General features: G+C 61.1%; 21 protein-coding genes. 5 read left to right on the plus strand and 16 right to left on the minus strand.

Features of this window, described 5'->3' with window-relative positions; translation table 11 throughout:
• Positions 1-76: 76 nt before the first annotated feature.
• A complete protein-coding gene (locus tag IFT47_RS22530; RefSeq protein ID WP_192174177.1) occupies positions 77-1708 on the minus strand; it encodes a methyl-accepting chemotaxis protein in 1632 nt (543 codons plus the stop codon).
• Between the two features lie 563 nt (positions 1709-2271).
• Here IFT47_RS22530 and IFT47_RS22535 point away from each other — a divergent pair.
• Entirely contained in the window at positions 2272-2649 is a 378-nt protein-coding gene (locus tag IFT47_RS22535; RefSeq protein ID WP_244656027.1) for a response regulator, read from the plus strand.
• Positions 2650-2652: 3 nt separating this feature from the next.
• Here IFT47_RS22535 and IFT47_RS22540 read toward each other — a convergent pair whose 3' ends face one another.
• Positions 2653-3261, minus strand: a complete 609-nt coding sequence (locus tag IFT47_RS22540; protein ID WP_192174179.1) for a TetR/AcrR family transcriptional regulator — start codon at positions 3259-3261, stop codon at positions 2653-2655.
• 239 nt (positions 3262-3500) lie between these two features.
• Here IFT47_RS22540 and IFT47_RS22545 point away from each other — a divergent pair, with 239 nt between their 5' ends.
• Entirely contained in the window at positions 3501-3725 is a 225-nt protein-coding gene (locus IFT47_RS22545; protein WP_065988731.1) for a hypothetical protein, read from the plus strand.
• A gap of 111 nt (positions 3726-3836) precedes the next feature.
• Here IFT47_RS22545 and IFT47_RS22550 read toward each other — a convergent pair whose 3' ends face one another.
• The 8 genes from IFT47_RS22550 to puuE all read right to left on the minus strand — a co-directional run bounded on the left by IFT47_RS22550 (position 3837) and on the right by puuE (position 11977).
• Positions 3837-4595 carry a COG4705 family protein gene (locus tag IFT47_RS22550; RefSeq protein WP_192174180.1) on the minus strand — a complete coding sequence of 253 codons (759 nt, stop codon included), beginning with the start codon at positions 4593-4595 and terminating at the stop codon, positions 3837-3839.
• Between the two features lie 210 nt (positions 4596-4805).
• Positions 4806-5594: an outer membrane protein OmpK gene (locus IFT47_RS22555; RefSeq protein WP_192174181.1), complete on the minus strand. Its 789-nt coding sequence runs from the start codon at positions 5592-5594 to the stop codon at positions 4806-4808.
• A 358-nt stretch (positions 5595-5952) separates the two neighbouring features.
• Positions 5953-7308, minus strand: coding sequence for a nucleobase:cation symporter-2 family protein (locus IFT47_RS22560; protein ID WP_192174182.1), 1356 nt, complete (start codon positions 7306-7308; stop codon positions 5953-5955).
• Positions 7309-7456: 148 nt separating this feature from the next.
• Positions 7457-8791 carry a urate hydroxylase PuuD gene (locus tag IFT47_RS22565; protein WP_192174183.1) on the minus strand — a complete coding sequence of 445 codons (1335 nt, stop codon included), beginning with the start codon at positions 8789-8791 and terminating at the stop codon, positions 7457-7459.
• A 48-nt stretch (positions 8792-8839) separates the two neighbouring features.
• Positions 8840-9343 carry an ureidoglycolate lyase gene (locus IFT47_RS22570; RefSeq protein WP_192174184.1) on the minus strand — a complete coding sequence of 168 codons (504 nt, stop codon included), beginning with the start codon at positions 9341-9343 and terminating at the stop codon, positions 8840-8842.
• 158 nt (positions 9344-9501) lie between these two features.
• Positions 9502-10497: an allantoicase gene (gene alc, locus IFT47_RS22575; protein WP_192174185.1), complete on the minus strand. Its 996-nt coding sequence runs from the start codon at positions 10495-10497 to the stop codon at positions 9502-9504.
• A 41-nt stretch (positions 10498-10538) separates the two neighbouring features.
• Positions 10539-11054 carry a 2-oxo-4-hydroxy-4-carboxy-5-ureidoimidazoline decarboxylase gene (gene uraD, locus IFT47_RS22580; protein WP_192174186.1) on the minus strand — a complete coding sequence of 172 codons (516 nt, stop codon included), beginning with the start codon at positions 11052-11054 and terminating at the stop codon, positions 10539-10541.
• Positions 11051-11977: an allantoinase PuuE gene (puuE, locus tag IFT47_RS22585; RefSeq protein WP_192174187.1), complete on the minus strand. Its 927-nt coding sequence runs from the start codon at positions 11975-11977 to the stop codon at positions 11051-11053. The genes uraD and puuE overlap by 4 nt, the downstream gene beginning before the upstream one ends.
• Before the next feature lie 398 nt (positions 11978-12375).
• Here puuE and uraH point away from each other — a divergent pair, with 398 nt between their 5' ends.
• Positions 12376-12729: a hydroxyisourate hydrolase gene (uraH, locus tag IFT47_RS22590; protein WP_192174188.1), complete on the plus strand. Its 354-nt coding sequence runs from the start codon at positions 12376-12378 to the stop codon at positions 12727-12729.
• A gap of 84 nt (positions 12730-12813) precedes the next feature.
• On the opposite strand, the gene IFT47_RS22595 is transcribed toward uraH, so the two are convergent.
• Positions 12814-13440 carry a LysE family translocator gene (locus IFT47_RS22595; protein ID WP_192174189.1) on the minus strand — a complete coding sequence of 209 codons (627 nt, stop codon included), beginning with the start codon at positions 13438-13440 and terminating at the stop codon, positions 12814-12816.
• Positions 13441-13550: 110 nt separating this feature from the next.
• Positions 13551-14897, minus strand: a complete 1347-nt coding sequence (locus IFT47_RS22600; RefSeq protein WP_192174190.1) for an NCS2 family permease — start codon at positions 14895-14897, stop codon at positions 13551-13553.
• Between the two features lie 358 nt (positions 14898-15255).
• On the opposite strand from IFT47_RS22600, the gene IFT47_RS22605 reads away from it, so the two are divergent.
• The gene (locus IFT47_RS22605; protein WP_192174191.1) at positions 15256-16020 is read left to right on the plus strand and encodes a GntR family transcriptional regulator; all 765 of its coding nucleotides are present in this window, start codon (positions 15256-15258) and stop codon (positions 16018-16020) included.
• A gap of 303 nt (positions 16021-16323) precedes the next feature.
• Here IFT47_RS22605 and guaD read toward each other — a convergent pair whose 3' ends face one another.
• From guaD to xdhA, 4 genes are all read right to left on the minus strand, one after another.
• Positions 16324-17643 (minus strand): guanine deaminase, encoded by a 1320-nt coding sequence (guaD, locus tag IFT47_RS22610; protein ID WP_197984076.1) that lies wholly within the window; start codon positions 17641-17643, stop codon positions 16324-16326.
• Positions 17644-17667: 24 nt separating this feature from the next.
• Positions 17668-18507, minus strand: a complete 840-nt coding sequence (gene xdhC, locus IFT47_RS22615; protein ID WP_192174192.1) for a xanthine dehydrogenase accessory protein XdhC — start codon at positions 18505-18507, stop codon at positions 17668-17670.
• A gap of 148 nt (positions 18508-18655) precedes the next feature.
• Complete coding sequence (gene xdhB, locus IFT47_RS22620; protein WP_244656028.1) at positions 18656-21097, minus strand: xanthine dehydrogenase molybdopterin binding subunit; 2442 nt, start codon at positions 21095-21097, stop codon at positions 18656-18658.
• The gene (gene xdhA, locus IFT47_RS22625) at positions 21090-22559 is read right to left on the minus strand and encodes a xanthine dehydrogenase small subunit (RefSeq protein ID WP_192174193.1); all 1470 of its coding nucleotides are present in this window, start codon (positions 22557-22559) and stop codon (positions 21090-21092) included. The genes xdhB and xdhA overlap by 8 nt, the downstream gene beginning before the upstream one ends.
• A 319-nt stretch (positions 22560-22878) precedes the next feature.
• Here xdhA and IFT47_RS22630 point away from each other — a divergent pair, with 319 nt between their 5' ends.
• Positions 22879-23538 (plus strand): GntR family transcriptional regulator, encoded by a 660-nt coding sequence (locus tag IFT47_RS22630; RefSeq protein WP_192174194.1) that lies wholly within the window; start codon positions 22879-22881, stop codon positions 23536-23538.

Genomic DNA, 23538 nt, shown 5'->3' on the forward strand with positions numbered 1-23538 from the left:
TACCTCTGTGGGACCGGCTTTAGCCGGGAAAGCGTCAGTCGTTACACCGCAAATCTTATGGGGCTCAATCTGGTTGTTACACCCGAAACTGCCGCAACAACCCATTCAGCTGTTCACTCAACCCCTTGAGCTGATTGCTCGCCGCGCTGGACTGTTCGGCCGCCACCGCCGTGCTCTGGGACAACTGCGCCGCCTGGGTGACGTTCTGGTTGATGTCTTCCACCACGTGGGATTGCTCAAGGGTCGCACTGGCGATGGAGGCGTTCAGGCCGTTGAGGTTGCGCAGCGCCTGGCTGATCGACGTCAGGCTCTGGCCGGCCAGGTTGGCCTGCTCGATAGTCAGCTGCGAAGAACGACTGCTGTCGGCGATCACTTTCACCGCCGCATCCGAATGGGCTTGCAGGCGCTCGATCATCGCCTGGATTTCCGCCGTGGATTTCTGCGTGCGCTGGGCCAGCAGGCGGACTTCGTCTGCGACGACGGCGAAGCCACGGCCCTGATCACCGGCGCGGGCGGCTTCGATGGCGGCGTTGAGCGCAAGCAGGTTGGTCTGCTCGGCAATCGAACTGATCACCTCCAGCACGCCGCCGATCTGCGTGCTTTCGCTGGCCAGCGTGCGAATCACTTCCACGGCCTGATCGATGGTGCCGGACAGGTGCCCGATCTGCTTCAGGCTGCTGTCGATGTTGGCCTGACCCTGCTGCGCCTGGGATTCGGCGTTGCGCATCTCGCTGGCGGCGTGCTCGGCGTTTTTTGCCACGTCCTGCACGCCATAAGTGACCTCATTGACCGCCGTGGCCACCTGCTCCATCTGCAGCGACTGCTGCTGGCTGCGTTCCTGAGCCTGAATGGCGTTGCTGCCCAGCTCACTCGACGCCTGACCCAGGCCGACCGCAGACGACTGCAGCTCACTGACCACCCGCCGCAGCTTGGCGGTGAACGCATTGAAGTGCCGGGCCAGTTGCGTGACTTCGTCGTTGCCCTGGGTTTCCAGAGTGCGGGTCAGGTCGCTTTCGCCGCTGGCGATATTGGCCATCGCCTCGACAGTGGCCTTGAGCGGGCCGGCGATGCTGCGCGCGATGAGAATCAACAGCAGCGCCATGACCAGAATGATGCCGGCACTGATCGACAGCGCCTTGACCACCTGCTTGTAGAACTCGGCCTGCACGTCATCGATGTAAACGCCCGAGCCGATGATCCAGCCCCACGGCGCGAACAGCGAGATGTACGAGGTCTTGCCGACCGCATCAGTGGCGCCGGGCTTGGGCCACCGGTAGTTGACCATACCCCCGCCTTTGGCCTTGGCCAGGGTGACCATCTCGTTGAAGACCTGAAAGCCGTCCGGGTCTTTGATGCCGGACAGGTCCTGGCCTACCAGCTTGGGATTGGCCGGGTGCATGATCATCACCGGGCGCAGGTCGTTGATCCAGAAATAGTCGGTCTGGTTGTAGCGCAGCCCGCGAATGGCATCCATCGCCTGCTGCTGGGCCTGTTCGCGGCTCAGGGTGCCGGCGGTTTCCAGGCCATGGTAGTAATCGAGCAGGCCGCTGGCGGTCTGCACCACGTGCATGGTCTTGACGGTTTTGGCTTCGTACAGATCGTCGTGGATCTGTTTGAGCATCGCCGCCGCCAGCGTGAACAGCATCACCACGGCGACGATGAGAATCAGCCACAAGCGCCGGCTGATCGAAAGATTGCGCATATTCATGATCGTCACTCCGCTTCTTTATTCTTCTTGTTCGGCCAGGCCGCTCTATAACCGCTTGCACGACAGCCCATTGACCCGCATCCCTCAACGGAGGGAAGCCATGGTGTCATTAAGCATCTCGGCCTCACCGGTATAAACCTGAGTGTGGGCGCAGGTTACTGACACAGGTATAGCCAAAGGCTTACACGACCTGAGGAACTTGGCTCTAGGTTGAAACACATCGTCGCGGTACATTGGATCCATCAACTGCAGCAACGGACCGCTGCAGGATCAAGGACGATCGACCGTTGCCAGGCATTGGCGGCCAACAGGAAGTTGGACGGTGTTGCACAAACCCGCTTCGGCGGGTTTTTTATTGCCTGCGATTCCGTAAAGTCCCGTTTGTACGGTTTCATTTCCAGAATCTGCACATCGTTTCGACCAAATGTTGATTCCCAATGGAATTTCCGGCGCTCGCGCCGCTCACAGTACGGACTACACCCGAGTCCAGGACAGGGCCGGCCGGGCAGGCATGGGAAATAATTATTGTGGATGTGGCGCAAATGGCAGCAGACGTACCAAACATGGGACTCATTCTGGTGGTTGAGGACGAGGAGATCATTCGCGAGTTCGTTTGCGAAATCCTCGAGGATGAAGGCTTTACCACCCATGCGCTGGAGACTGCAGACGAGGCGGCGAAGTACCTCGAAAGCAACTCGGGCGACGTGGCGCTCCTCCTGACCGATATCCTCATGCCGGGCACCTTGAACGGTGCGGACCTTGCGAACCTGTCGAGCAACAAGTATCCGCAGATCCCGATCCTGATCATGTCAGGTCACGAGACACCCGAGAGCTCGGGTGTCGTACATCCAGTCGTGTTCATCCGCAAGCCCTGGAGCTTCGGCCAGCTCTTGCAAGGTGTGAACAGGGCCTTGGGCTACGACAAGGAAGAAAGCCAGTGACCTTCAGCGGTCCGGCTCACACCCTTTGAGCACTAGGCGGATGATGGTCTGGGCGGCCGCTTCGTAATCAGCGTCGTCCAGGGTCGCTTTACCCGTCACCGTGGAAATCTGCCAGTCGAAATCGGCGTAGGTCTGGGTCGCGGCCCAGATGCTGAACATCAGATGATGGGGGTCGATCGGGGCGATCAGGCCGTCATCGATCCAGCCCTGAATACATTCGATGTTATGCCGGGCCTGTCCATTCAGTTGCTCAACCTGCTCGGGCGTCAAATGCGGCGCGCCGTGCATGATCTCGCTGGCGAACACCTTTGAAGCGAAGGGCAGCTCGCGGGAGATGCGGATCTTCGAGCGGATGTAGCTCGTCAGCACTTCAGCCGGCACACCCTCGCGATTGAACGGCGTCGACGCCTGCATGATCGGCTCGATGATGCTTTCGAGCACCTCGCGATACAGGTTGTCCTTGGACTTGAAGTAGTAATAGACGTTGGGCTTGGGCACACCCGCCTTGGCGGCGATGTCGCTGGTCTTGCTGGCGGCGAATCCCTTGTCGGCAAATTCTTCGCTGGCTGCGCGCAGGATCAGTTCTTTGTTGCGCTCGCGGATGCTGCTCATAAACCGGTATGTCCTTGCCTGCTCGGCGGTGGCGAATGTTAGCACCGGCCTCGCAGCAGGCTCAACATTGCCTCGGCTGCGCAACAACATCCCCTTTGTCCACCGGCTTTGTCACTGGCGCGACCGCGCGCCAATGCTATTGTGTGGCGGGTTGTACCGGGAGCAGTAGCGGAATGGCAGCAACTAAACTGGCGCCTTATCAAGGCTGAACGCGTATTCGGTGGCGAGGTGTCGGCAGCATGAACAGCCCATTGTTTTCCAGCGTCGTTGCGTATGCCCAGCATTGCGAGCGTCAGCTGGTGGAAATCCTGCACCGCCGGCCGACGCTCGACCGGCAGCAGGTCATGACCTGGGTCGACGAGCAGAGTCATGCGATGAAAGACCGTGATCCCCTCGACCTGCTGCGCTCGCTGAACGCGAGGGTGCGAGCGGGCAAGCCGCTGCCGTGGGAAGGGCATTCCTGAGGGGGGGACCCTGGCCGCGTTTGCCTGAGCCCGTTGAACCTCAGCCTGTGTAGCGAGGGTTGAAGTGCTTCGGTCCCAGGCAAGCGCGCCTTACTTCGGTGGAGCGTGTCCTTACTTGTCGCTGATTACCGCATAGGCCGGCGCGGGCTTGCGGTTGTAATACATGGCGGCGCCCACCAGCAGCACCAGAATGCCCAGCAGTACCATCGACGAACCCACCGTCCCGAAGTCCAGGCCGCCTTTTTCATGGGGTTTGGTCAGCACGTCGCCCAACGTCGCCCCGAACGGACGAGTCAGCACGAAGGCGATCCAGAACAACGCCACCGAAGACAACCGGGTGGTGTAGTGAAGCACCACGACCACGGCAATCGCCGAGCCGATCAGCAACGCCCCGCCCATGAAACCCAATCCCGAGTCATCCGCCAGGAAGTCGCCCAGCGCCGTGCCCAGGGTGTTCGAGAACAGGATCGCGAACCAGTAGAACAGCTCGGCTTTCAGCGTGGTGACGCGGCTGACTGACAACGACCGTTCGCTCCAGTACCAGGCCGAGAATATAGCCAGCAGGATAGCCACCAGAATGGCCGAACCCGCCGCATACCCGAGGCCCAGCGTACGGTCCATGAAGTCGGACATGGTGGTGCCCGCGGTGCTGGTGGAAAGAATCACCAACCAGTACAGCGCCGGGTTATAGCGTTTGGAGGCCAGTTGCGTGATGAGCGTGACGACAAACACGCTGATCAAGATAAGGGAGCTGATCAGATAGCCAACGTCGAGGGTCATCGACAGCAAGTCGCCTGCTGTTTCGCCTAACGTGGTGGCACAGATTTTCATGACCCAGAACGCGAGCGTAATCTGCGGAAGTTTGTTCATTGTGATTACCGGGTGGTTCAGACAGGGAGGTTCGAGTGTCTGCCCGACAGTGGCCGACGGTGCCTATCTTCCCGGAGCGGAAGTTAAAAATCGGTCACATGAAAATGAAAAACGCATTAATTGCCCGGAGCGCAAGGCCCCAGGCATTCTGCAGTGGACGCCTGATGGCAACGGCCTGCGAAGGCGCTTGCCAGCACCGTCCCGAAGCGATCAGAAGAACACTTTCACCAGCAAACTCGCGGTGTTCTGGTCCGTGTCGAAAGAGCGCGTGTCGTTGATCCCGTACTTGTTGCTCCAGTAGTCGTACTCGACGCCTACGTACAACTGCCGGTCCGGAAGATTGAGCGCCTTGCCCAGGTCGTATTTGATCTGCGGGTTGAAGTGCAGGTTGGAGTGGTAATCGCCTTTGCTGTTGGACTGTTTGTTGTCCACGACCCAGTCCATGAAACCGTCGATAAGAATGTCGGACTTGCCCACCGGGATGGTGTAGGACCAGACCGGCGTGATCTGCCAGGCGCCGTAACCGGCGCGGTGGCCGTCGTTGTAACGCTTGTAGAAGTTCAGCTGGAAGTAATCGAAGCCGGGGATCTTCAAATCAAAACCCGGGCCGATGAGATACGACTCGACATCGCCTTCGCCAAACTCGTAAGTGGTTGCCAGCAACACGTCGGTGACAGGGCCGAACTCGAATTTCTGATCGAAGATCTTGCCCATCGACAGGCGCGGGGAAATCTCCCCGTACGTCGAGGCGTTACCCAGGCTGCCGTCTTTCTTGCCGTTGTAGTTGATGTAATCGAGGAAGACGAAGTTATCGCCGTATTTCCAGCCATCGGCATGTTCGTAGGTGAACGTCTGCTGGTTTTCAGGGTTCACGGCGAAGTTCTTGCCGTAGAGGTAAGTCAGGCTGTTGCTCTGCCACTGCAGCAGATCACCCGACATGGCCGGCGCGGCGGCAAGCAGGCTACTTGCGGCCATCAGGCTGGAAAGCGTGCGGTTCATGTAAATACTCCCTTGGATTGACGTCGTGGTTTTTTGCGAACTGACGCTCTGTTATGGCGCCTTGGTTTTAATCGATTAAGTTGTCTGTTTGGTCAGCTTCGAGTTGATAGCAAGAGCTGAGCCAACACCTTGAAAAAAGACGAAAAAGCCCCGCCGGCTGTTCAAAGAACAGTCGATTGGTCGATTTATCGATGCCGTTTGGAAGATGCACGGGCTGATCGGAGAGTTGTCCGGTCAGTCAGGTTAGTTGCAGTGTTGTTATTGGACTGAATTCGAGCGGCGGCGGAGGATACTGACTCGCGCGGTCGTGCTCAAGTGCTCTGTGACAGAGCACTCCCGTCGAAAACAGGGCAACCCCTCAGTGTGAATGCAGCGGTCCGGCCATCGCCGCGCGCTCGGCACCGCCGATGACATTGAACAGCAGGTTCAGCAACACCGCGCTCAATGTCGCCATGGCGATGCCGCTGTGGGTGATCGGCCCCATCCATTGCGGCAGCTGGCTGAAGAACTCCGGTCGCACCACGGGTATCAGGCCCATGCCGATGCTCACCGCGACCAGCAGCTGGTTGCGCCGGTCGGAGATGTCCGCTTCCTGGAGGATCTTGATCCCGGTGGCGGCGACCATGCCGAACATCGCGATGGCCGCGCCGCCCAGTACGGCAGGCGGGATCGAGGCCACCAGATACGCCGCTTTCGGCAATAGGCTGAGGACGATGAGGAACCCGCCCGCGACGATGGTCACCGAGCGGCAGCGCACGCCGGTCATCTGCACCAGGCCGATGTTCTGCGCAAACGAGGAATGGGTGAAGGTGTTGAGAAAGCCCGCGAGAAACGAGGCTGCCGCGTCGCACAGCAACCCCCGGCGCAACATACCCGGCGTGACTTCGCGGTCGGTGATCTTGCCCAGCGCGAGAAACATCCCCGTCGATTCGACAAAAATGATCACCACCACCAGGCACATCGACAGGATCGGCGCGAGGCTGAATTGCGGCAGGCCGAAGTGCAGGGGCGTGACCACCTTCAGCCATTCGGCCTGACCCAGACCACTGAGGTCGACCATGCCGATGAAGCCGGAGAGGATGTAACCCAGGCCCATGCCGATCAGCACCGAGATGTTGACCCAGAACCCGCGCATGAAGCGGTTGATCAGCAGGATGGTCAGCAACACCAGCGCGGCGACACCGAGGTAGACCGGGTCGCCGAAGCTCACCGCCTTGCTGCCGCCGCCGGCCCAGTTGACCGCCACCGGGAACAGCGACAGGCCGATGGAAGTGATCACGGTGCCGGTCACCAGCGGCGGGAAGAAGCGCACGATTTTCGACATGAACGGCGCGATCAGAATGCCGAAGAAGCCCGCTGCGATGGTCGCGCCGAAGATGCCCGGCAGGCCGACGCCACTCATCCCGGCCATCGCCACCATGCTGCCGACGGCGGCGAAGCTGGCGCCCATCATGATCGGCATGCGAATCCCCAGCGGACCGATGCCCAGGGATTGCACCACCGTGGCGATACCGGCGACCAGCAGGTCGGCGTTGATCAGAAAGGCGATTTCTTCCCGGGAAAGCCCGGCGGCCTGGCCGATGATCAGCGGCACCGCAACGGCACCGCCGTACATCAACAGGACGTGTTGCAGGCCCACCAGAATCAGTTGCAGCAATGGCAGGGGCTGTCGTGGCGGCGCGTCAGGAATGCGCGCGTGAGTTGACTCGGACATGCAACACCTCATTGTTTTTATTTTTTGGTTGGAGCGGATGGAGCGGATGGAGCGGTTAGCGACAAGCTTCAAGCGGCAAGCCTCAAGCCAAAGCCGATCGCGTACTGCTTCTGACTTGTGGCTTGCCGCTTGAAGCTTGCAGCTGACTTCAGTTCGTCTGCGCCCCCTTATCAATCCATTGCCCCAGCAGGTCACGTTCCTGTTGGGTCATCTGGGTGATGTTGCCCAGCGGCATGATCTGCGCGGTCACCGCCTGGGCCTGAATGCGCGGGGCCAGTTGCTGGATCTGTTGCGGCGTATCGAACATGATCCCGGCCGGCGCACTGCTGAACAGCGGGCTGGTGGGTTTGGCAGAGTGGCAGACGGTGCAGCGTTCCTGAATCACGCTGTGGACCTTCTCGAAATCCACGCCGCCGCTGCTGGCTTGCGCCGGTTGGGCTGCTGCCTCTGCGCCAGGTGCCGGGGCGGCTGCAGGGGCTGGCGCTGGTGCGACGTCAGGCTTCGCCTCGTCGGCGCGATGGCCACCGATGGCCGTGCCCGGCAGTGGCTGATACTGGATTTTCTCCGCCACGTCCGGGCCGCGAGACATTTGCGCGGGGCCGGTGACGTAGGCCAGGCACATCATTCCCAGTGCCCCGACCGGCAAGGCCCAGGCGTATTTGTGGCTGTTGTGACGGGTGTTGAAGAAGTGACGGACGAGCACCGCACACACCGCGATCCCCGCCAGAATCAGCCAGTTGTACTGACTGCCGTAGGTGCTCGGGAAGTGGTTGCTGATCATGATGAACAGCACCGGCAGGGTGAAGTAGTTGTTGTGCCGTGAACGCAGCAGGCCTTTGGCCGGCAGCGACGGGTCCGGCGTGCGGTTTTCGGTGATGGCGGCGACCAGCGCGCGCTGGGCCGGCATGATGATGCGCAGCACGTTGCCGACCATGATCGTGCCGATGATTGCACCCGTGTGCAGGTAAGCCGCCCGTCCGCTGAACACCTGGCTGAAGCCGAAGCAGGCCGCGATGATCAGCACGAACAGCACCAGGCCCAGCAGGGCAGGGCGCTTGCCCAGGGGCGAATCGCAGAGGATGTCGTAGATCGTCCAGCTGGCGATCAATGAGCCCACGGCGATGGCGATGCCTGCGCCGCCGCTCAGCGTGCTGCCGGGTGCCAGCAGGTAAAGGGTGGGGTTGGAATAGAACACGATGCACAGCAGCGCGATGCCGGACATCCAGGTCCAGTAGGCTTCCCATTTGAACCAGTGCAGGTCGTCCGGCATGGTCGGCGGGGCCAGTTTGTACTTTTCCAGGTGGTAGATACCGCCGCCGTGAATCGCCCATAGGTCGCCCGACAGACCGTCACGGGGGTTGGCGCGGTTGAGGTTGTTCTCCAGCCAGACAAAATAAAAGGACGCGCCGATCCAGGCGATCCCGACGATCATGTGAATCCAGCGCACGCCCAGATTCAGCCATTCCATCAGATGTGCAGCCACAGTCTTTACCCTTTGCCTTCCACCGCTTAACGGGTGGTCAGACCCTTCTTATAGTTGGGGATCGAGAACCATCTTCTGACTCTCTTCGAAGAAATGCTCATCGCAGTTATTGCCACTGCCACTGCGATCAACCACCAGGAAGTCATCCCGCTTTTCGATCGTCAGCACCGGGTGGTGCCAGACGCCGCGATGGTAATTAACACCCTGCCTGCCATTGGTGATGAAGGCGCGGGTCAACTCGGGTTCAGGTGCATCGCCAAGTGGCGCGACCACGACCAGAAAAGGATGGCCGAGCAGCGGAATGAAGGCCTGGCTGCCCAGCGGATGGCGCTCCAGCATGCTGATGGTCAACGGCATCTCCAGCGCCTCTGCGCGGAAGATGCTGATGATCGCCTTGTCGTCCGGCGTGGCCGTTTCAACCTCGGCCAGACGGTGAAAGCGCATGGTCGAGCCGTTATTGATCATGAAATGATCGCTGCCGTCGGTTTCGATGACCTCGCCGAAAGGGGCGAAGGCTGCCTTGGTCAACGGCTCGATGATCAGTGTGCGCATGCGGGGGTCTTCTGTTCATGTTTGGTGGATTGGTGATCGTTCCCACGCTCCGCGTGGGAATGCATCCCCTGACGCTCTGCGTCACCCTGGACGCGGAGCGTCCGCAAAGGGGTTACCACGCGGAGCGTGGGAACCATCAGTCATCAGAGGCCAAGCGTTTATTTCGCAACCTTGCCCAGCACCCGCAACCGGCTCACGCCGCCATCCGGGAACACGTTCAGGCGGATATGGGTGATCGGCCCCAGTGCCTTGATCTGCTCGAAGAAAGTGTGTTCGGCGTGCATTTCAAGCTTCTGGCTCGGCAGCAGTTCGCGCCAGAACAGGCTCTGGGTTTCGATCTGGCTGTCGGTGCCGCCTTTGACGAAGGCTGCCTGAATCGAGCAGCTGTCCGGGTAGTTGCCCTTGAAGTGCAGGGTGTCGACGACGATCTGCTCGACCTCGCCCGCATGCCCCAACGCCACGATTACCCAGTCATTGCCAGGCGTACGGCGACGTGCAGTTTCCCAGCCGTCGCCCATGTTCACGCCACGGCCCGGGTTGAGGATGTTGCTCATGCGCCCGAAATGCTCGTCGGAGCAGGCCAGCGCACGACCGCCATTCAGCGCGGCGGCGAGATCGATCTGCTCGTTGTCACCCACTGCCGACCAGTCCCGATGGGGCACGCCGTACACCCGCAGACGCGCCACGCCGCCGTCCGGGTAGATGTTGAAACGCAAATGGCTGTAAGCCTTGGCGTCACCGATCTCGTGGTAATGGTGGCTGTCGCCCTTGAGCTCCACGGCCGGCAACACTTCCGTCCACACGGTGTTTTCGTCCGGCTCGCCCGACGCCAGGAAGCACGCTTCCAGCGAGGCCGATGGCGGGTAGTTGCCGGTGAAGAACGAGGTGTCGATGTCCACGCCCTTGATCGAACCGGCAACGCCAAGGCGAATCACTGCACTGTCGTAGCCTTCAAAGCGCTTGCGGCGCGACTCCCAGCCGTCCATCCACTTGCCGTTGTCGTCGAACACGCCTTCTTTCCAGACCGCCGGGGTCGGCTGGAACAGGCGGTTGGCATCGGCGAACCAGTCATCGGTGACGGAAAGGATCTTCGTCCCCAGACGCGCATCGGCCAGGTTGACGAACTTCTCGAAGGGTGCGGCGTAAGCTTTCATTCTTTTTGTCTGCCTTTGATAGTGGGCGTGGGAAAGGTCGGTCAGAGGGCTTGCAGGCGGAACATCGCGATCTTGTTGATCTCGGCAAGGGCGCAGGCGAACTCGGCGTCGGCCGGGTTGTGAATGCGCGTCTCGAAGGCCGCGAGGATCTGATGCCGGTTGCTGCCTTTCACCGCCATGATGAAGGGGAACGCGAACTTCGCCTTGTAGGCGTCGTTCAGCTCGGTGAAGCGCTGGAACTCTTCGGCCGTGCATTGGTGGATACCGGCGCCAGCCTGTTCAGAGGTACTGGCTTCGGTCAGTTGGCCTTGCACGGCGGCTTTGCCGGCAAGGTCCGGGTGAGCGTTGATCAGCGCTAGTTGCGCGGCGTGATCGGCACTCAACAGGATGTCGCTCATGCGTGCATGCAGCGTCTCGATATCATCGAGCTCATGCCGCTGGTCCAGGTCATAAGCCTGTTCGGCGACCCAGGGCGAGTGTTCGTAGATGTCGGCGAACGCCTGGACGAATTCGTCGCGGCTGAGGGAAGAGGGCGTCAGGGTCTGAAAGCGGCTCATTCGGCGGCTCCATTGAAGGGGTGTACCTGATGCCAGTGCCGCGCGATCTCCACCCGGCGCGCAAACCAGACCTGCTCGTGGCCTTTGACGTACTCAAGGAAACGCTGCAGCGCGGCCAGTCGGGCAGGGCGACCGATCAAGCGGCAGTGCAGGCCGATGGAGAGCATCTTCGGCGCCTCGGCCCCTTCGGCGTAGAGCACGTCGAAGGCGTCTTTCAGGTAATCGAAAAAGTCCTCGCCCTTGTTGAAACCCTGCACCTGGGTGAAGCGCATGTCGTTGGTATCCAGGGTGTAGGGGATCACCAGATGCGGCTTGCCGGTGGAGTTGTTGGGCTCCCAGTACGGCAGGTCGTCGTCGTAGGTGTCGCAGTCGTAGAGAAAACCGCCTTCTTCCATCACCAGCCGCCGGGTGTTGGGGCCGGTGCGCCCGGTGTACCAGCCCAGCGGACGTTCGCCGGTGAGTTCGGTGAGGATGCGGATCGCTTCGAGCATGTGCTCGCGTTCCTGGGCCTCGTCCATGTTCTGGTAGTCGATCCAGCGATAGCCGTGGCTGCAGATCTCATGGCCCGCGTCGACCATGGCGCGGATCACGTCCGGGTGACGCTGGGCGGCCATGGCCACCGCGAAGATCGTCAGCGGAATGTCGAATTGCTTGAACAGCTTGAGCACGCGCCACACGCCGGCCCGGCTGCCGTATTCGTAGAGCGATTCCATGCTCATGTTGCGCTGGCCCTGCAGCGGTTGCGCGGCGACCATTTCGGAAAGGAACGCTTCGGACTCCTTGTCGCCATGCAGAATATTGCGCTCGCCGCCTTCCTCGTAATTGAGCACGAATGACAGCGCGATACGGGCATTGCCTGGCCAGCGGGGGTGGGGCGGGTTACTGCCGTAACCGATCAGGTCGCGTGGGTAGTCGGCGCTCACTGCAATCTTCCTTATCTAGCCTGTGTTCTGTGGCGGTGGTCGTCAGGGCGATGCATCAAGGTGCCGTGACGGTCGCTGTGATGGTAAGATTGTATACAACTTTATTTACAACGTGTAACCCTGTTTTTTCACTTCCCGCCACTCTCGGCCTCATGGGATCACTGTGCAAGAAACCTGCCTGAGTGGTCAGATATGGCGCTTGTCATCGCGTATTCATCTGCCTTGCGCCGCTATCCGGGGCATGGGGCCGCGGCGGGTGATCAGTGAAAATTTAGGTGATTTTAATTGTGTACAATCTTCGCATAAACTGTCTTAATCCTGCTCATGTCTTACCGCTGATGCCCTTTTCGGGTGCAGGCCATCTCTTAATCTCTCACTGAATGAGGCAACGACACGCCATGGGACGACTCACCACTCACGTGCTGGACGCTGCACATGGCTGCCCCGGCAGCTCCATCCGCGTTGCGCTTTATCGGGTCGATGGCGACCGGCTGGAGAAAGTCGCCGAGGCAGTGACCAACAGCGACGGCCGCTGCGACGCCCCGTTGTTGCAGGGCGATGACTACCAGTCTGGCGTCTATCAATTGCAGTTTCAGGCCGGCGATTACTTTCGCGGCAAAGGCGTGCAATCCGGCGAGCACGGGTTTCTCGATGAGGTGGTGCTGCGCTTCGGCATCGACGCCGGGCAAGACCACTACCACGTGCCACTGCTGATTTCGCCCTACAGCTACTCGACGTATCGCGGCAGCTAGATCGCTGCCGCTTGTTGCTCCCCGCGTTCCTCTTGCCCGCCCACACTGCGGGCTTTTTTTTGCCCTCGGTTTTTGTTGCTGAACTCAGCGGCTGATCAGGGCGACGGTGCCGGCGGTGCCGAACAGACCGGCGCTGATGCGGTTGAACCAGGTCTGGCCCTTACCGGTGCGCAGGTAGCGGGCCGCGCCCTGGGCGCTGAGGCCGTAGAACAATTTGCAGCTCAGGTCGAGGACGGTCCAGGTGATGATCATGGTGATCAACTGGCCGAAAAACGGCTCATCGGTCTTGAGAAACTGCGGCAGAAAGGCGGCGAAAAACAGGATGTCTTTCGGGTTGCTGCCGCCCAGCACAAAGGCGCGCCAGAACAGTGAGCCGAAGGCGGGTTTGCTGGCGGCCTCGGGCACCTCGGCGGCAACGGCGGGCCGGCGCGACTGTTTCCAGCTTTGCCAGGCCAGGTAAAACAGGTACAGACCGCCGACGATTTTCAAGGCGCTGAACAACTGCTCGGACGCCAACAATAAGGCGCCCAGTCCCAGGGCCGAAGCGCTGAGCAGGCAGATCGATGCGCAGACGCCGCCGAGGAAGGCGGGGTAGGAGCGCAGCAGGCCGTAATTCAGGCTGTTGCCGATCATCAGCAGCGACAGCGGCCCCGGAATCAGAATGACCACCAATGCCGCGCCGCTGAACAGCAGCCAGGTTTCCAGTGTCATGGGGTGTTCTCCTTGTTTATCTGAAAGCAGAAACGCCGCGGGCTGCGCGGCGCTTCAGGTCATGTACGGTGACGACTGCCATCCATCAGCAGTGCGGCGGCCGGAAAGCGTTACAAAAACACGAACTTGGCGATGAAGATTGCGCACAGCACCCACAGGCTGATGGAGACTTCCCGATGGCGGCCGGTGCCGGCTTTCAACACCACGTAGGTGATGAACCCCAGCGCGATTCCGTCTGCGACCGAGAATGTCAGCGGCATCATGATCGCCGTGACGATCGCCGGAATGCTGTCGGTGGCTTCGTCCCAGTCGATGTGCGCCATGCCGCCCATCATCAGCATCGCCACGTAAATCAATGCACCTGCGGTCGCGTAAGCGGGAATCATGCCAGCGAGCGGGGCGAAGAACATCGCCGCCACGAACAGCACGCCCACGGTCACGGCGGTCAGACCAGTCCGACCCCCGGCCGCCACGCCCGAAGCGCTTTCCACGTAGCTGGTGACCGGCGGCACACCGACCATCGCACCGAACACGCTGGATGCGCTGTCTGCCTTCAAGGCCCGCGAGAGGTTCTCGATGCGGCCGTCTTCACGCACCAAACCGGCGCGCTGTGCCACACCCATGAGCGTGCCGGCCGTGTCGAACATGTGCACGAACAGAAACGCCAGCACCACGCTGATCATGCTGACGTTGAACACGCCGGCCAGGTCCATGGCCATCCAGGTCGGCGCCAGGCTCGGCGGCGTGGAGAAAATGCCGTTGTAATGCACCAGCCCCAGGCCCCAGCCGGCCAGCGTTACCGTGATGATGCTGATGAGGATCGCGCCGAACACCCGGTGATAACTGAGCACGGCAATCATCAGAAAGCAGATGGCGGCGAGCAGCGGACCGGGTTCACGCAGCGAGCCGAGCTTGATCAGCGTCGCCGGGCTGTCGACCACGATACCGGCGGTCTTCAGGCCGATCAGCCCGAGAAACAGCCCCACCCCCGCGCCCATGGCATAGCGCAGGCTGACCGGGATGCTGTTGAGCAGCCATTCGCGGATCCGCGACAGGGTCAGGAACATGAAGATCACGCCCGAGACGAACACCGCGCCCAGCGCCGTTTTCCAGCTGTAGCCCATGGTGCCGACCACGGTGTAGGTAAAGAATGCGTTCAGGCCCATCCCCGGCGCCAGGCCCACCGGCCAGTTGGCGTACAGCCCCATCAGCAGACAGCCCAGCGCGGCGGCGATGCAGGTCGCGACAAACGCCGCGCCGTGATCGATGCCGGCGTCGGCCATGATGTTGGGGTTGACGAAGATGATGTAGGCCATGGTGATGAAGGTCGTGAGCCCTGCCAGCAGCTCGGTTCGGACGGTCGTACCGTGCAGGCTCAGCTTGAACAGGCGTTCAAGCAGGCCTTTGCGCGGCAGCGTGAGATCCAGCAGCGTGGCTTCGGTTTTGCGACTTTCCACAGTGAAATCCTCGGGACGTTTTTGTTGTTATGACAAAGCCGGTTGCGGGCTCCGGGAGGCGTATGGACCAGTCAGGCTGATTTGTTGACTGAAAGGTCAGAAACGTGCACGAAGGGATTATGCTTTTGTATACAAATAATGCAAATAATGTTTTCGATCCTGTGCGGAATATTTTGCGGATTGTGTGCATAACGCCCCGTCATTTCGGGGCCTGTGCAGACTTTGCCGGCTGTGTACAATGCGCCATTACTTTTACTGTGACTTTGCCGGGATATCTGCTATTGGTTGCTCCAACAGTGGTCGTACCCGCCCTGATCACGGCAAGGCCCCGCGCCGGATTCTGTTACCACGAGTGCCCATGAACGATCAGTTGCAACCCCTCAAGAAACATTCACGCACGGCCAAGTCCGGCCGCAGCGGCACCCAGGACGACATCGTCTACGCCCACATTTTCGAGGCGATCCTCGAACAGCGTCTGGCGCCCGGCACCAAGCTGAGCGAAGAAGCCCTCGGTGAAATCTTCGGCGTCAGCCGCACCATCATTCGTCGCGCACTCTCGCGACTGGCCCACGAAGGCGTGGTGTTGCTGCGTCCGAATCGCGGCGCGGTGGTGGCCAGCCCGAGCGTCGAAGAGGCACGACAGGTGTTCTTCGCCCGGCGTCTGGTGGAGAAGGCGATCACGGAACTGGCGGTCGAGCACGCCACGGCGGAACAGCTCAGTGAGCTGCGCCAGATGGTCAGCGACGAGCGCGACAGCTTTTCGAAAGGGGATCGAGGGGCGGGGATTCGTCTGTCGGGGGAATTCCATCTGAAACTGGCGGAAGCGGCGAAGAACGCCCCGCTGATCAGCTTTCAGCGCAGTCTGGTCTCGCAGACCTCGCTGATCATCGCCCAGTACGAAAGCGGCAACCGCTCGCACTGCTCGTACGATGAACACACCCAACTGATCGACGCCATCGAAGCCCGCGACGCGACCCTGGCGGTGAACCTGATGATGCATCACATGGATCACATCGACAGCAAGCTCAACCTCGACGAAGACAGCGCCTCCGACGACCTCCATGCGGTGTTCTCGCACCTGATGCTGCCGAAGAAAAAAGCAGGGCGCAGCACAGCGGTCTGATCCCTGCCCGTTCGCGGCGCAACCTGCGGGGAATATACCTTCGGAGGGAGCACAGCATTCTGGGCTAACACACCACTTGTGGGAGTGAGCTTGCTCACGAATGCTGCGGCGCAGCTGACAGATTAGTGTTGGATGTACCTCAGTCTTCGCGAGCAAGCTCGCTCCCACAAATTCTGTGCTGACTCCGGTAACTCTGGTCAGACCGAGGACCTGTGGGAGTGACCGGGGTGGCGCTCCACCTTGCTCACGAATGCGTTGTGTCAGCCACATCTGCCTGACTGGCAAAGCGCATTCCCGACCACGCTACGAACGCTTATGCACCAACACCCCCGCCGAATACGTTTCGCTGACGGTGCGGTCATCCCCCAGGGTCATCAACACAAACAGCTGCTCTTCAATGCTCGTCGCCTGACTCATGCGGTAGGACAGCAGAGGGGTGGCGTTGAAGTCCAGCACCACGAAGTCCGCTTCGCTGCCCGGCTGCAGATTGCCGATCTTGTCCTCCAGGCGCAGCGCCCGCGCGCCGCCCAGCGTCGCCAGATACAGCGACTTGAACGGGCTCAATTTAGCGCCTTGCAGCTGCATGACCTTGTACGCCTCGTTCAACGTGTGCAGCAGCGAGAAACTGGTGCCAGCGCCGACGTCTGTTCCGAGTCCTACATTGACCTTGTGCTTTTCGGCCATCGGCAAGTTGAACAGCCCACTGCCGAGGAAGAAGTTGGAGGTCGGGCAAAAGGCGATGGCGGACCCGGTTTCCGCCAGGCGCTCACACTCCTGGTCGCACAGGTGCACGCCGTGGGCAAACACGGAGCGCTCGCCGAGCAGGTTGAAATGGTCGTACACGTCCAGGTAATTCTTGCGCTCCGGGAACAGCGCCTTGACCCACTCAACCTCCTTCAGGTTTTCACTGATGTGGGTCTGCATGTACAGGTCGGGGTATTCAGTCAGCAACTGGCCGGCGAGGGTCAATTGTTCGGGCGTGCTGGTCGGCGCGAAACGTGGGGTGACGGCGTAATGCAGGCGGCCCTTGCCGTGCCAGCGCTCGATCAGCGCCTTGCTGTCGACGTAGCTGGATTCGGCGGTGTCCACCAGATAATCCGGGGCGTTGCGGTCCATCATCACCTTGCCGGCGATCAGGCGCAGATTGAGCTTCTCGGCGGCACTGAACAGCGCCTCCACCGACTCCTTGTGACGACTGCCGAACACCAGCGCGGTGGTGGTGCCGTTGCGCAGCAATTCCTTGAGAAAGATGTCAGCCACCTGCGCCGAATGCTCGGGGTCTTCGAACTGCTTCTCGCAGGGAAACACGTAGGTATTCAGCCAGTCGAGCAACTGCTCGCCGTAGGACCCGACCATGCCGGTCTGTGGCAAATGAATGTGGGTGTCGATGAAACCGGCGGTGATCAGCGCGTCCTGATAGCTGACGATTTCGACGTCGTCAGTGAGCGTGCCGAGCAGGTCTTCGGCAGTGCCGAGGGCGAGGATCTTGCCGTTTTCGACCAGCATCAGGCCGTCTTCGAAATACTCATACGACGCTTCCACCGCTACTTCGGCAGGGTCGGCGATGCTGTGAATGATGGCGGCGCGGTAGGCTTTTTTGGCAGTGCTGATATCTGTGGTCATGTCAGTTGATCGTTCTTCCGGGATTCATTGGGTCTGGCTGCGGCGGGACACCGGCAGCAGCTTGGCGACAGGTTCGGCGGTGGTGCTCTGCTCGCCGAAATGAGCGTTGTAGGTGGCGATCACTTCGCCGGCAATGGACACGGCGATCTCCATGGGCAATTTGCCTTTGATCTCGGTCAGGCCCATGGGGCAACGCATGCGCTGCACCACGGCGGCGTCGAAGCCACGATCTCGCAAGCGATGCTCGAATTTCACGCGCTTGGTTTTCGAGCCGATCAGGCCGAAATAGCTGAAGTCGCCGCGCTTGAGAATGGCGGCGGCGAGTTCCAGGTCCAGCTGATGATTGTGGGTCATGACGATGCAATAGCTGCCAGCGGGGAGGTTGTCGACTTCTTCGATGACGTCCTCGCTGAGGATCTGCGTCACGCCTTCCGGCAACTGCGCGGGAAATTCGGCCTCGCGGGAATCGATCCAGCGCACGCGGCAGGGCAGGCTGGCGAGCAGCGGCACCAGCGCCCGACCGACGTGGCCGGCGCCGAACACGGCGATGTGCGCCTGGGGCTGGCCCATGGGTTCGAACAGCAACACGTTCACGCCGCCGCAGCACTGACCCAGGCTGGCGCCGAGGCTGAAGCGCTCCAGGCGGGTTTGCTGGCTGCCGCTGGCGAGCATCTCCCGGGCGATTTCCATGGCCTTGTATTCCAGATGCCCGCCGCCGATGGTGTCGAAGATCCTCGCGGCGCTGACGACCATTTTCGAGCCGGCGTTGCGCGGCGTCGAGCCACGCTCCTCGATGATGGTCACCAGTACGCATGCCTCGCCCTGATGCTGCAAGTCGGCGAGGGCGCTGATCCAGTTATTCATGTGATTTCTCCTGATCGGCGGGTTGGCAGATCAAACATCGTCGTTGCCCGTGCCGGCCTCATCGCGAGCAAGCTCACTCCTACAGGGATCGCACTTGGACTGTAAGAGGGAGCTTGCTTGCGAAAGCGGCAGCACAGGTCGCCACTGTTTAATCGACGCGGAGAGTTTCGGGCTGCATTCCCACGCGGAGCCCCGGAGCAGGTTCTGAAACGATCTCGGCAGCGTTCTCTGTATTTCGGCGCAACGCCCGCATCTGCTCACACCCCCACAACACCCGTTCCGGTGTCGCCGGCGCGTCGATCTTCGGCTGGTGCCGGTAATCGCCCAGGCTCGCCACCGCATCCTTGATCGCACACCACGCGGCAATGCCCAGCATGAACGGCGGTTCACCCACGGCTTTGGAATGAAACACCGTGTCTTCGGGGTTCTTGCGGTTCTCCACCAGCTTCACCCGCAGGTCCGCCGGCATGTCGGCCACGGCCGGGATCTTGTAGCCGGCCGGGCCGTTGGTCATCAGCTTGCCCTTGTCGTTCCAGAACAGTTCCTCGGTGGTCAGCCAACCCATCCCTTGAATATAGCCGCCCTCAACCTGACCGATGTCGATGGCTGGATTCAGCGAGGCGCCGACGTCGTGAAGGATGTCCGTGCGCAGCATTTTGTATTCGCCGGTCAGGGTGTCGACCAGCACTTCGGTACAGGCCGCGCCGAAGGCAAAGTAATAGAACGGCCGACCCCGCGCCTGGCTGCGGTCGTAGAAAATCTTCGGCGTCTTGTAACAGCCGGTGCTCGACAGCGACACCTGGCCCATCCACGCCTGCTGCGCCAAGGTGTCGAAGCTGATGACCTGTTCGCCGACGCGGACGTGGCCGTTGCGAAACTCTACCCGCGATTCATCGCACTGGTAATGCTTGGCTGCGAATTCCACCAGCCGCTGCTTGAGGATTTCCGCTGCATTCTGCGCAGCCTTGCCGTTCAGGTCGGCGCCGCTGGACGCTGCGGTCGGCGACGTGTTCGGCACCTTGTCGGTATTCGTCGCGGTGATCTGCACGCGGTCGATGTCGACCTGAAACACCTCGGCCACCACCTGCGCCACTTTGACATTCAGGCCCTGGCCCATCTCGGTGCCGCCGTGATTGAGATGGATGCTGCCGTCGGTGTAGATGTGAATCAGCGCGCCGGCCTGGTTGAGGAAGCTGGCGGTGAAGGAAATGCCGAATTTCACCGGGGTCAGCGCCAGGCCTTTCTTCAGAATCGGGCTGTTGGCGTTGTAGGCCTTGATCGCTTTGCGCCGCTCGGCGTAGTCACTGCTTTCCTCCAGCTCGGCGGTCATTTCTTCGAGCATGTTGTGCTCGACCGTCTGGTAGTAGTGGGTGACGTTGCGCTCGGTCTTGCCGTAATAGTTGGCCTTGCGCACCGCCAGCGGGTCCTTGCCCAAGTGCCGGGCGATGGCGTCCATCACCTCTTCGATGGCGACCATCCCTTGGGGGCCGCCGAAACCCCGGTAGGCCGTGTTCGACGCGGTGTTGGTCTTGCAGCGATGGCCGTTGATCGTGGCGTCGCCCAGGTAATACGAATTGTCGGCGTGAAACATCGCCCGGTCGACGATGGACGCCGACAGGTCCGGCGAATAACCGCAGTTGCCCGCCAGCTCCAACTGAATGCCGTGCAGGCGCCCGTCGTTGTCAAAGCCCACGTCGTACTCGACGTAAAACGGGTGCCGTTTGCCGGTCATGATCATGTCTTCCATGCGCGGCAGGCGCATCTTGGTCGGCTGGCCGGTCAGGCGCGCAACCACCGCGCACAGGCACGCGGGGCTCGCGGCCTGGGTTTCCTTGCCGCCAAAGCCGCCGCCCATGCGACGCATGTCGACGACGATCTTGTTCATCGACACGTCCAGCACTTCGGCGACGAGCTTCTGCACTTCGGTCGGGTTCTGCGTCGAGCAATAGACGATCATGCCGCCGTCTTCCGTGGGCATGACCGACGAAATCTGCGTCTCCAGGTAGAAGTGTTCCTGACCGCCGATGTGCAGCGTGCCCTGAATCCGGTGGGGAGCAGAGGCCAAAGCCGCCGCCGAATCACCGCGCTGGTGGGTGTGGCTGTCGAGCACGAAGTGCTTGTTGCGGTAGGCCTGAACCACATCGAGCACGGGTTCCAGGTCTTCGTATTCGATGATCGCGGCCATCGCCGCCTTGCGTGCGGTTTCCAGATCCCGGGCGGCCACGGCAATCACCGGCTGACCGACGAACTCGACCGTGTCGATGGCCAGCAACGGATCGCCGGGCAGCAGCGGGCCGATGTCCTTGAGGCCCGGAATGTCTTCGTGGGTGATGGCGATGCGCACGCCGTCGAAGGCGTAGCAGGGCGACACGTCGACGCGGACGATGCGCGCGTGGGCACGGTCGGACAGCCGCGCATACACGTGCAGTTGGTTGGGGAATTCGAGGCGGTCGTCGATGTAGATCGCTTCGCCGGAAACGTGCTTGTCAGCACTGTCGTGTTTCACGCTGCGGCCCACGCCGGTGGTCAGGTCCTGTTGAAACAGGGCGACCATTTCTTCCTGGGACCTGGCTGAATGATGATTAGACATAAGCTGTCACCCGCGTCTGGATGTGAGGCGTTTGCACTTCAATGAAGTATTTGCGCAGCAGGTTCTGCGCGCTGAGCAGGCGGTATTCCTTGCTCGCGCGGAAGTCCGTCAGCGGGGTGAAATCCTCGGCCATTGCGGCGCAGGCGCGCTCAATGGTGGCCGATGTCCACGGCTGGCCGATCAGCGCCTGCTCGCAATGGGCCGCGCGTTTGGGGATCGCCGCCATGCCGCCGAACGCCGCGCGGGCGTCAACGATGGCGCCGTTTTCGATGTGCACGCGGAACGCGGCGCAGACCGCCGAGATGTCGTCGTCCAGCCGTTTGGACACTTTGTACGCGCGAAACGTCTGCCGGGGGTTGGCGCGGGGCACGATGATGCGCTCGATGAATTCGCTTTCCTGACGCACGGTCACGCGGTAATCGATGAAGTAATCCTCCAACGCCAAGGTGCGGGTTTGTTCGCCCTTGCGCAGCACGATCTTCGCGCCCAGCGCGATCAGCAGAGGCGGGGAGTCACCAATCGGGGAAGCGTTGCCGATGTTGCCGCCGAGGGTGCCCTGATTGCGGATCTGCAGCGATGCAAAACGGTGCAGCAGTTCACCGAAATCCGGGTATTCGCGGCTCAGTGCTTCGTAGCAATCGGTGAGGGCCGTCGCCGCGCCGATCTCAATGCGGTCTTCGAAGTGCTCGATCTTCTTCATCGCCGCGACGTTGCCGACGTAGATCATCACCGGCAGCGGGCGATGGAACTGCGTCACTTCAAGCGCCAGGTCGGTGCCGCCGGCCAGCAGCCGGGCTTGGGGATAGGCGTCGTAGAGATCCGCCAGATCGGCGACGGTCAGCGGCACCAGGCAGCGCTTGTCGCCGCTGTTCAGCTCGCCGGTTTGCGTCGGCGCGATGGCCTTCAGGCGGGCGATGGTCTGAGCCTTAAGGGCATCGAACTGGTCCGCTGGCGGTTGACTGCAGCTTTGCTCGGCCGCCGCGAGAATCGGTCGATAACCGGTACAGCGGCACAGGTTGCCGGCCAGGGCTTCGTGGGCCTGGGCGTGCCGGGTGTCGGAGGAGGCGGATTCGGCGCTGTTCTTTTGCAGCGCGAACAGCGACATCACAAAACCCGGCGTGCAGAAACCGCACTGGGAACCGTGGCAGTCGACCATCGCCTGCTGAACGCTGTGCAAGCGGCCCTGATGCTTGAGGTCTTCGACGCTGATCAGTTGCTTGCCGTGCAGCGAGGCCACGAAGGTCAGGCACGAATTGAGGCTGCGATAGCTCAGCTGCTCCCGGCCCGCCGCGTCAGTGGTCAACTCGCCGACGACCACGGTACACGCGCCGCAATCGCCGCTGGCGCAGCCTTCTTTGGTGCCGGACTTATGCAGGTGCTCGCGCAGGTAGTTGAGCACCGTCACATTGGGGTCCAGAGCCTGTTCGGTTTTCAGCTCTTGGTTCAGGAGAAACTGGATCACGGGTCGCGCCTCGTTCTTGTCATTAATAAGCACTGGTCACAGCTGCCGGCGGATGGGTCATCGAACATGTCGATGAATCTATCAGCTCTGACTATCGGGTCAATTAATTTCTGACTCAAAGGTCAAGAAATTCATTATTTCGAGAAATGGCCGATAACCCACCTGACGATAACGTCTAACGACTGAGTGCCTGTGATCAGAAACATGTCCGTGTTTCTGCTTAATTCGTGCCAGTTTCCACAGTATGGCCCTGCGCCACAGACCTGCAGTGCGATACACTCCGCCGCTTGTTTGCGACCAAAGAAGTTGAAGGTAAGAAATGACGTTCAAGGCACCTGACAGCCTCGCCGAGCAGATCGCTCACCACCTTGCCGAGCGCATCATCCGCGGCGAGCTCAAGCCAGGGGAGCGGATTCAGGAGCAGAAGGTCACGGCCGCGCTGAACGTGAGCCGTGGCTCGGTGCGCGAGGCGTTGCTGATTCTCGAGCGCCGCCATCTGATCGTGATCCTGCCCCGTCGCGGCGCGCAGGTCTCGGTCCTGACCCCACACAACATCACCAGCCTTTGCGCCCTGATGAGCGAGATGTACATCCTCCTCGGTCTGGCCGTGGCGCGAAGCTGGAAAGAGCCGGTCGACCTCGCGGCGTTCCAGCAGATTCAGCAGCGGCTCATCGCCAGTTGCGAGCGCCAGGACGTGAAGGGCTTCGTTGAAGAGAGCTTCAATGTCATGCGCGCGGCCTATCCGTTCGCCAACAACCCGTACCTGGAAGAGACCGTCGAGAACCTGCAGCCGTCCATGAGCCGCTTCTATTTCCTCGCCCTGGATCAACGCCAGGCGGAAATGAGCGAGTACCTGACCCTCTTCGGCCAGTTGCTCGAAGCGGTGGTGGCGCGGGATCTGGCGCGGATCCGCGACGTGCTGACCTGCTACGCCGAGCGCAGCTGCCAATCGGTGTTGTCTGCCCTGGCGGCCAGCTGA

This window comes from Pseudomonas sp. CFBP 13711 (genome assembly GCF_014842265.1).
In the GTDB taxonomy this organism is placed as follows: Bacteria; Pseudomonadota; Gammaproteobacteria; order Pseudomonadales; family Pseudomonadaceae; genus Aquipseudomonas.

Excerpts from the sequence above, each read along its gene's own strand:
- IFT47_RS22595 (WP_192174189.1), bottom strand. The coding sequence starts at position 13,440 with ATGACACTGGAAACCTGGCTGCTGTTCAGCGGCGCGGCATTGGTGGTC.
- IFT47_RS22550 (WP_192174180.1), bottom strand. The coding sequence starts at position 4,595 with ATGAACAAACTTCCGCAGATTACGCTCGCGTTCTGGGTCATGAAAATC.
- IFT47_RS22535 (WP_244656027.1), top strand. The coding sequence starts at position 2,272 with ATGGGACTCATTCTGGTGGTTGAGGACGAGGAGATCATTCGCGAGTTC.
- IFT47_RS22630 (WP_192174194.1), top strand. The coding sequence starts at position 22,879 with ATGACGTTCAAGGCACCTGACAGCCTCGCCGAGCAGATCGCTCACCAC.
- uraD (WP_192174186.1), bottom strand. The coding sequence starts at position 11,054 with ATGAGCCGCTTTCAGACCCTGACGCCCTCTTCCCTCAGCCGCGACGAA.
- alc (WP_192174185.1), bottom strand. The coding sequence starts at position 10,497 with ATGAAAGCTTACGCCGCACCCTTCGAGAAGTTCGTCAACCTGGCCGAT.
- IFT47_RS22560 (WP_192174182.1), bottom strand. The coding sequence starts at position 7,308 with ATGTCCGAGTCAACTCACGCGCGCATTCCTGACGCGCCGCCACGACAG.
- IFT47_RS22605 (WP_192174191.1), top strand. The coding sequence starts at position 15,256 with ATGAACGATCAGTTGCAACCCCTCAAGAAACATTCACGCACGGCCAAG.
- xdhB (WP_244656028.1), bottom strand. The coding sequence starts at position 21,097 with ATGTCTAATCATCATTCAGCCAGGTCCCAGGAAGAAATGGTCGCCCTG.
- IFT47_RS22540 (WP_192174179.1), bottom strand. The coding sequence starts at position 3,261 with ATGAGCAGCATCCGCGAGCGCAACAAAGAACTGATCCTGCGCGCAGCC.
- guaD (WP_197984076.1), bottom strand. The coding sequence starts at position 17,643 with ATGACCACAGATATCAGCACTGCCAAAAAAGCCTACCGCGCCGCCATC.
- IFT47_RS22555 (WP_192174181.1), bottom strand. The coding sequence starts at position 5,594 with ATGAACCGCACGCTTTCCAGCCTGATGGCCGCAAGTAGCCTGCTTGCC.
- uraH (WP_192174188.1), top strand. The coding sequence starts at position 12,376 with ATGGGACGACTCACCACTCACGTGCTGGACGCTGCACATGGCTGCCCC.
- IFT47_RS22570 (WP_192174184.1), bottom strand. The coding sequence starts at position 9,343 with ATGCGCACACTGATCATCGAGCCGTTGACCAAGGCAGCCTTCGCCCCT.
- xdhC (WP_192174192.1), bottom strand. The coding sequence starts at position 18,507 with ATGAATAACTGGATCAGCGCCCTCGCCGACTTGCAGCATCAGGGCGAG.
- IFT47_RS22545 (WP_065988731.1), top strand. The coding sequence starts at position 3,501 with ATGAACAGCCCATTGTTTTCCAGCGTCGTTGCGTATGCCCAGCATTGC.
- IFT47_RS22530 (WP_192174177.1), bottom strand. The coding sequence starts at position 1,708 with ATGAATATGCGCAATCTTTCGATCAGCCGGCGCTTGTGGCTGATTCTC.